7 protein-coding genes and 1 rRNA gene are annotated in these 7,241 nt (G+C 38.3%); 6 read left to right on the forward strand and 2 right to left on the reverse strand.

All coding sequences use genetic code 11. The annotated features are described in order from the left end of the window. Positions 1–262 precede the first annotated feature (262 nt). From FTT94_RS06485 to FTT94_RS06510, 6 genes are all read left to right on the forward strand, one after another. The gene (locus FTT94_RS06485) at positions 263–568 is read left to right on the forward strand and encodes a hypothetical protein (protein WP_078191029.1); all 306 of its coding nucleotides are present in this window, start codon (positions 263–265) and stop codon (positions 566–568) included. Positions 569–726: 158 nt separating this feature from the next. Next, positions 727–2,100, forward strand: a complete 1,374-nt coding sequence (locus FTT94_RS06490; protein ID WP_180005577.1) for an AarF/ABC1/UbiB kinase family protein — start codon at positions 727–729, stop codon at positions 2,098–2,100. Positions 2,101–2,341: 241 nt separating this feature from the next. Then, the gene (locus FTT94_RS06495) at positions 2,342–3,628 is read left to right on the forward strand and encodes an acyl-CoA dehydrogenase family protein (protein ID WP_180170447.1); all 1,287 of its coding nucleotides are present in this window, start codon (positions 2,342–2,344) and stop codon (positions 3,626–3,628) included. A gap of 29 nt (positions 3,629–3,657) precedes the next feature. Continuing rightward, positions 3,658–4,857: an acyl-CoA dehydrogenase family protein gene (locus tag FTT94_RS06500; RefSeq protein ID WP_180065106.1), complete on the forward strand. Its 1,200-nt coding sequence runs from the start codon at positions 3,658–3,660 to the stop codon at positions 4,855–4,857. 90 nt (positions 4,858–4,947) lie between these two features. After that, positions 4,948–5,433 carry a GNAT family N-acetyltransferase gene (locus tag FTT94_RS06505; RefSeq protein WP_180170448.1) on the forward strand — a complete coding sequence of 162 codons (486 nt, stop codon included), beginning with the start codon at positions 4,948–4,950 and terminating at the stop codon, positions 5,431–5,433. 339 nt (positions 5,434–5,772) lie between these two features. Beyond that, the gene (locus FTT94_RS06510; RefSeq protein WP_180060136.1) at positions 5,773–6,357 is read left to right on the forward strand and encodes a lytic transglycosylase domain-containing protein; all 585 of its coding nucleotides are present in this window, start codon (positions 5,773–5,775) and stop codon (positions 6,355–6,357) included. A gap of 84 nt (positions 6,358–6,441) precedes the next feature. Here FTT94_RS06510 and FTT94_RS06515 read toward each other — a convergent pair whose 3' ends face one another. Together FTT94_RS06515 and rrf are read right to left on the reverse strand one after the other, a co-directional pair. Then, a complete protein-coding gene (locus FTT94_RS06515; RefSeq protein WP_180005580.1) occupies positions 6,442–6,882 on the reverse strand; it encodes a hypothetical protein in 441 nt (146 codons plus the stop codon). A gap of 251 nt (positions 6,883–7,133) precedes the next feature. Further along, a 5S ribosomal RNA gene (gene rrf, locus FTT94_RS06520) occupies positions 7,134–7,241 on the reverse strand; the annotation flags it as partial.

Raw genomic sequence — 7,241 nt, forward strand, 5'->3', positions numbered from 1 at the left:
GTTTTAATGCTATTTATAATAAAAATACGGCATTATTCACCGCTTGAAAGCATTTCATAACCGTATATATGAGGTCTGATACATTCGCTGAAATGAAATGTGTACTTTATGCCTTTCAGCATTCTATAAAATCTAATTAGATGAAAATTACGAATAAAAACCAATTCAAGCTCAATTGTTTAGCAATTTGTACTTGATCCTAAGCTTTATTTTCTTAAAATCATCCCCATACAAACAGTTAAATTTTAAATGCGGAGCTCCAATGAGCTATAAGCACAATAACCTCATGGCTATGCGTCAAAGCTATTGGGAAGACACTCAGTCTTTAAACGTGCAAACTGAAAAGGCATTTTTTCAGCAACTGCTGATCGAACATCAAGTTTTCCCTGATGCGAGTCTAGAAAACGCACGTACCCTATTTTTTAGCTTACCGAGCATTATTATTGTCAAAGGTTATGCTGCCGGATTTAAAGACGAATCTGTCCAACATCTTATTCATCAACATATTGAAGAACATAAAGCCGCATTGATGCAAAACGATACGGTAAAAATCAAATATCGTTTATAGTTTTCTTTTCCAATGTGCCTGTCTACGTGGCATCTTGCTTAAGTTTGCAAATGCTTACTGCATATTCAGTAAGTTGAACTATTTTAATACGTTAAGAAACGTTAAAATTAGCTACAATGTATTTTTCTGCGAATTGCTGATTAAAGGATTTAATTTACATGTCAGATCAGAACGATAAGCTCAAACACTTGAAAACGTCTTCTATGGATCGACGCTTATCTATCGCAAAGGCATCGCTACTTGCGGGAACTCGTTGGGCAGCATCAAACGCCACTTCTATTTTTTCGAGTGAAGAAGAAAAAGAGAAAAAGCGTAAAAAAGCCATGAAAGATCAGGCTGAATATCTCGTCGCAGAAATTGGTAAATTAAAAGGTTCAATTGTAAAAATTGGGCAAATGATGGCATTGTATGGTGAACATTTTCTGCCTGAAGAAATCACCCAAGCCCTCAACACCCTGAACAATCAAACAGTTGCATTGGCATGGCCAGCCATCAAAGTCCAATTACAAAATCAACTTGGTTCAAAGCTTGATGATCTCGTGATTGATCATGAGCCACTTGGTACAGCATCTTTGGCACAGGTTCACCGTGCAAAACGTAAATCTGATGGCTTAGAACTGGTATTAAAAATCCAGTATCCAGGTGTTGCAGATGCAATCGATTCAGATATGAATCTATTCAAAAACATGCTCAAACTAACACGAATGGTGCCCCAAACCCGTGAATTTGATCAGTGGTTTGATGAAGTTCGTGAAATGATGCATCGTGAAGTAAATTATAAAATCGAAGCAGATACCACTCGCCGTTTTGCAGCACGCTTAAAAGAAGACCCACGCTATATCGTGCCGCAAATCATTGAAGGTTATTCAACACCTCAAGTACTGTGTATGACCTTTGAACGTGGTGTACCGATTAACAGCCCAGTAATGCTGTCACTTCCTCAAGAGCGCCGTAACGCCTTAGGTGAAGCATCACTTGAAATTGCCGTACGCGAAATTTTTGAATGGGGTGAAATGCAAACCGACCCTAACTTCGGAAACTATTTGGTCCGTTTAGGCAATGGTGCGGATGTGCCAGATAAAATTGTACTCCTCGACTTTGGTGCGATCCGTCAGTTCGATGAGCATCTATTAGGCGTTGCGCGTAATTTGATTACCGCGGGTTACCATCACAGCTCTGAGCAAATGGTCAAAGCGATGACAGGTTATGAGTTCTTTGATGGTATTCCACAAAGTATTAAACCTGATATGGCTAAAGTCTTTTTGTTAGCGACAGAGGCATTTAGTAGCACTGAAAATAACCCAAACATCCCTGCTGGTGTTATGGACGAACAACAACGCTATGACTGGAAAAAAAGCCAATTACATAGCCGTGTAATGCAACAAGCTTCAAAATCGATGGCATCTCGCTACTTCTCAGTTCCACCGAAAGAGTTTATGTTTATTAGCCGTAAATTTATCGGTGCATATACCTTTATGACTGTCATTGAAGCGAAAACCAATGTTCGTCGTATGATTCAAAAATATCAATAAACACTCAATGCACACCTTAAGACTTGGCTGACTCAAATGTCAGCCAAGTCAATTTCAAAATAACAATCCTTTTAAGCCTTTTTACTTTTCTATTCTTAATTAATCATTTAGCTATCAAATCCCACCTAATCTCGCCGTTTATCTTTGACAATCATGCATGTCATTTATGACATGGTTTTTCTATCTTTGGCATGTCAGCATTAAATAAGAACAACGCAAATGGAAAACAACAATGACCAATATGGTAAACAAGGCACAAGGATTTGGACTCTCACTTTTAACAAAAATTGCCGGAAGTGATGTACTCGATCAGTTTAAACTGCGCAAATTTGTTGAAAAATCTTTGTATCAAAGCTCAAAAGCTGGTTTTAAAACCCTGAGCCAGACGCAAAAAGTATTTCAGACCAACAAAGATGTGCATAAGCAACGTTTGCCAAATCAACAAAAATCATTATTTGATTTAAACCTGACTGAAGAACAGCAAATGACTGCTGATGCGATGCAGCAGTTTGCCACAGAAGTTTTGTATCCACTTGCTCATCAAGCCGATCAAGAGGAAAAATTTCCTGAAGCGTTATCGCAACATATCCAAGATCTAGGTCTAAATTATTATGCCTTACCTGAAGATTTGGGTGGCGTTGCAGCAGAAAAAAACATCATTAGCAATATCTTAATTGCGGAACAATTGGCTGAAGGTGACTTTAGTTTAACAGCAGGTTTACTGTCGACATTTAGCTGTATCAACGCCATCACCCAATGGGGTTCCGAATCTGTTCAAGCAACCTACTTAGCGGCATTTGCAGATGATTCAGCCCTACGTGCAAGCTTTGCGGTTCAAGAGGCAACAGCGGCATTTAATCCCTATCAACTTAAAACTCACGCGATTGCTGATGGCCAGCAGTATAAAATCAGTGGGGAGAAAACCTTAGTCCTTCTAGGCGAACAGGCAGATGTGCTGTTAGTGAGTGCCATACTCAATGGACAGCCTGAAGTTTTTATTGTGCAACGCGACCAGAGCATTAGCGCTAAAAAAACACCAGCTATGGGTTTAAAAGCCACTGAAACGGTAACTTTAAAATTTACTCACACCCCTGCCCAACGCTTAGGTGATCAAGATTTCAATTACACCTCATTTATCGATCTTGGCAACTTAATGTGGTGTGCCATGGCTGTTGGCACCGCAACTGCAGTCAAAAAATATTGCATTCAATATGCAAACGAACGTACAGCTTTTGGAGAGCCAATTTCGCACCGTCAAAGTGTGGCATTTATGATTGCAGATATGGCAATCGAAATTGATGCCATGCATATGCTCATCCTAAACGCAGCAAGTCTAGCCGAAGCCGGCAAGCCATTTCATCGTGAAGCCTATTTAGCCCGCGTGCTATGTGCTGAAAAGTCAATGAAAATTGGGACCGATGGCGTGCAAATATTAGGTGGTCACGGCTTTACCAAAGAACATCCCGTAGAACGTTGGTATCGAGACTTACGTGCCACAGCGATTCTTCAATCTGGCTTACATGCATAATTCAGCAAAATAAAAACAAGGAGATGTCCATGAACTTACAAAATCCGAAAAAATTTAAATTGCTGATCGACCAAGCCCATGAAGTCGCTTTAAATGTTCTACGTCCTATTTCACGTAAATATGACAAAGCCGAACATGCCTATCCTAAAGAGTTAGATATGTTATCTTCCCTCGTCGACGGTATGAATGATGGCGGTGATGGCATGAATGCAGGTGCCGCCGTCAATAAACGTGGCGACACAGACACAGGAAATAAAAACGGTGTCAATATGTCGACAGCCCTCAGTATCATCGAGATGTGCTATGGAGATACAGGCCTGTTGCTCAGCATGCCTCGACAAGGGCTTGGAAACTCGGCTATTGCAGCAGTAGCCAATGATGAACAACTAGAGCGCTTAAAAGGAACTTGGGCCGCTATGGCCATTACAGAACCCAATTGCGGCTCTGATTCTGCTGCAATTAGGACAACAGCGACGAAAGATGGCGATGAATACATTCTCAATGGGGAAAAAATCTTTGTCACCTCGGGTGAGCGTGCTGATTCCGTGGTGGTTTGGGCAACGCTAGATAAAAAATTAGGTCGAGCAGCGATTAAATCCCTTGTGGTTGAAAAAGGTACACCAGGAATGACTGTAGAACGCCTAGAACATAAATTGGGTATTAAAGCTTCTGATACTGCTGCCATTAGTTTTGTAGATTGTCGTGTCCCTGCTGCAAACTTATTAGGCAATGCTGAAATTGATGTAGCAAAGGGTTTTGCTGGGGTTATGGAAACTTTTGATAATACTCGCCCACTCGTTGCTGCGATGGCTATAGGCTGTGCAAAAGCATCTTTAGAGCGAATTAAAGAAATCTTCAAAGATGAACTAGATGAGCAGTATTCAACACCCATCTTACAAAGCTCGAATATTGCTGCACAAATCTACCGTATGGAAGCAGACTGGGAAGCAGCGCGTCTACTCATGCTCAAAGCCGCATGGATGGCCGACAACAAAAAACCTAACTCACGTGAAGCATCCATCGCTAAAGCAAAAGCAGGCCGTGTAGGTAATGAAATCACCTTAAAATGTGTAGAGCTCGCAGCTGCAGTTGGTTATAACGAAGATGAATTATTGGAAAAATGGGCACGTGATTCAAAAATCCTTGATATATTTGAAGGAACACAGCAAATTCAACAATTAATCGTTGCACGACGTGAACTGGGTAAAAGTTCAAGCGAATTAAAATAATTACTTTGCTTGAGCAATTTGAAACTTAAAGATGGATTTTTATATAGGATCAGTCTATAAAACAATCCATCTTTTTGTTTTTCGATGATTATGTTTCAGATCCGACCACTTCAACCTGAAGACAATGCAAGCATTGCCAATGTCATTCGCACAGTTTCCAAAGAATTTGGATTAGCACCTGAATCAGGATTTTCCGTTGCAGATCCAATTTTAGATGATTTATATCACGTCTATGCGCAAGCAAATGCACAATATTGGGTTATTGAAAATCAACACGGTACAATTTTAGGTGGTGGCGGCCTTTCTCCTTTAGCTGGAGATTCAAGCATTTTAGAAATCCAAAAAATGTATTTTATGCCTGAATTACGTGGTCATGGCTTAGCCAAAGATATTTTAGAACTTTGTTTTCAATTCGCCAAAGATCATAATTTTAAAGCGTGTTATTTAGAAACTACACATGCACTTGGACAAGCGGTAAAACTCTATGAAAAAGTAGGATTTGAACACTTACAAGCTCCCAAGGGCAATACAGGTCATAGCCAAGCATGCGAAATTTGGATGCTTAAAACGCTTTAAATAAAATTAGATTCTACAAATTTCACTGGAAAGATTTACAGCTTTATCAAATACAGTTATTTGATGAATGGATATTCTAGTTTTTTATAACTAAAGTTCTCGGGATTTGAATGTTCCCATAATCTTAATAAGTACCATGTTAAGAGAGAAATACTGATTCAATTAACACGATCTTTTTCTCTCTTCACTTAAAAAATCATGTAATTTGAGTACATTTCCATCAATTCTTACAATTTCACTGTACAGACCATCTTAAGAAAATATTGACCTCTAAGTCTCCAGTTCATAATATCGCTTTAGAAATTACACTTAGCCACGATTATTTTAAAGTGAACATAAATGCAGAATGTACTGAATAAAACTCGCCTTTCAACTCGTCTTACTTCGCTCCTGAGCGCTCACAGCTTAAAGTTTTCAACTGTTATTATATCTGTAAGTCTGATTTCTGCATGTTCATCACTTGGTGGTGGCTCTGTAGAGAAACGTGCTGTTAAACTTTCATCAGGGATACAAAAGGCCTATTCAGTCAATCCTGAAACTGCAAATCGAGTGTCCCCCTACATTGTGCAAACTGCTGATCAATACAACTTAGATCCTTTACTACTGGCTGCCGTTATTCGCCAAGAATCAACTTTCCGCCCTTATGTCAGTTCTCCTGCAGGTGCAGTCGGTTTAACTCAGGTGATGCCACGTTATTGGCAAGCAACATGCCCTGGGGATTTATATGACGAATTAACCAATATTAATTGTGGGTCATTTATTTTAACTAAATATAAAAATGCGGCAGGTAGTATTCCAAAAGCTTTAGCCTACTATAATGTCGGACCTACTGCTTATAACACCAATCGAAAAATGAAAAAACAAGGCAAACGTTATGCAAAACAAGTTAAAGAACATCAAAATAATTTAAAAAGTTCCTTATAATTTCTAAAAATTTAATCTTTTATTTAACCATATAGACCTAACTAAGCTTAAGAGGATAAATTTTGTTAGGTCTAATCTCTTCAATTATTTCATAGATTGACGCATTTTATCTTCATCAAAATATTGCGCAAATGATGCAATACGTTTTTCAACAATTGGATTTTTCATCAGATTTTCAGCTGCACGATTTCCCAATAGTTCAAATGCTTTACCTAGAGCATTTGTTCCTTCATTTTCTGTAACAGCTTTGATTTCAGCATTACAACGTTTAGTAAATAAATCTTGAAATAGAATAGCCATATTTTTATCAATTTTTTGTATCTCAACTGGCGTTACTTTACTATATTTAGAAATTTCTGGATGTGCTGAAAATGCCAAATAAATCCAAGCTGTTAAGTTCTGACTCTCTTTTGCTGAAATTTTATTTACCAAACATTCACTTAGTTTATCCTGATACACACCGGCTGTAGTATTGAAAGAAACAAATGCAAATAAAACTGTAGCTAATAATTTTTTTAAAAACATCTTAAATACCCTATATATTATTAAAGAGACAAACGATTTTATTATATTGATTTATTACACATTTTCATTAGCAAAACATTTTAAATGATATAAAAGAGTTCTAGACGAGTTTATTGTTGATCGGCCTTATTCTTTTTAAATATCTATCATTTCCCTGTTTTTTCTTCTGCTTTTCTTATTATTTTTTTCTTCCCTTTTCATCACGCATAAAAAAACACCCCCTGAGATATCAGGGGGTGTTTCGAATAATGAGCTGGCGATGACTTACTCTCACATGGGTAACCCCACACTACCATCAGCGCTAAGAGGTTTCACTTCTGAGTTCGGGAAGGGATCAGGTGGTTCACTCTTGCTATTGT

Origin of the sequence: Acinetobacter sp. YH12027, assembly GCF_013420085.1 — a bacterium.
Lineage (GTDB): Bacteria > Pseudomonadota > Gammaproteobacteria > Pseudomonadales > Moraxellaceae > Acinetobacter > Acinetobacter amyesii.

Excerpts from the sequence above, each read along its gene's own strand:
- FTT94_RS06485 (WP_078191029.1), top strand. The coding sequence starts at position 263 with ATGAGCTATAAGCACAATAACCTCATGGCTATGCGTCAAAGCTATTGG.
- FTT94_RS06490 (WP_180005577.1), top strand. The coding sequence starts at position 727 with ATGTCAGATCAGAACGATAAGCTCAAACACTTGAAAACGTCTTCTATG.
- FTT94_RS06495 (WP_180170447.1), top strand. The coding sequence starts at position 2,342 with ATGGTAAACAAGGCACAAGGATTTGGACTCTCACTTTTAACAAAAATT.
- FTT94_RS06500 (WP_180065106.1), top strand. The coding sequence starts at position 3,658 with ATGAACTTACAAAATCCGAAAAAATTTAAATTGCTGATCGACCAAGCC.
- FTT94_RS06505 (WP_180170448.1), top strand. The coding sequence starts at position 4,948 with ATGTTTCAGATCCGACCACTTCAACCTGAAGACAATGCAAGCATTGCC.
- FTT94_RS06510 (WP_180060136.1), top strand. The coding sequence starts at position 5,773 with ATGCAGAATGTACTGAATAAAACTCGCCTTTCAACTCGTCTTACTTCG.
- FTT94_RS06515 (WP_180005580.1), bottom strand. The coding sequence starts at position 6,882 with ATGTTTTTAAAAAAATTATTAGCTACAGTTTTATTTGCATTTGTTTCT.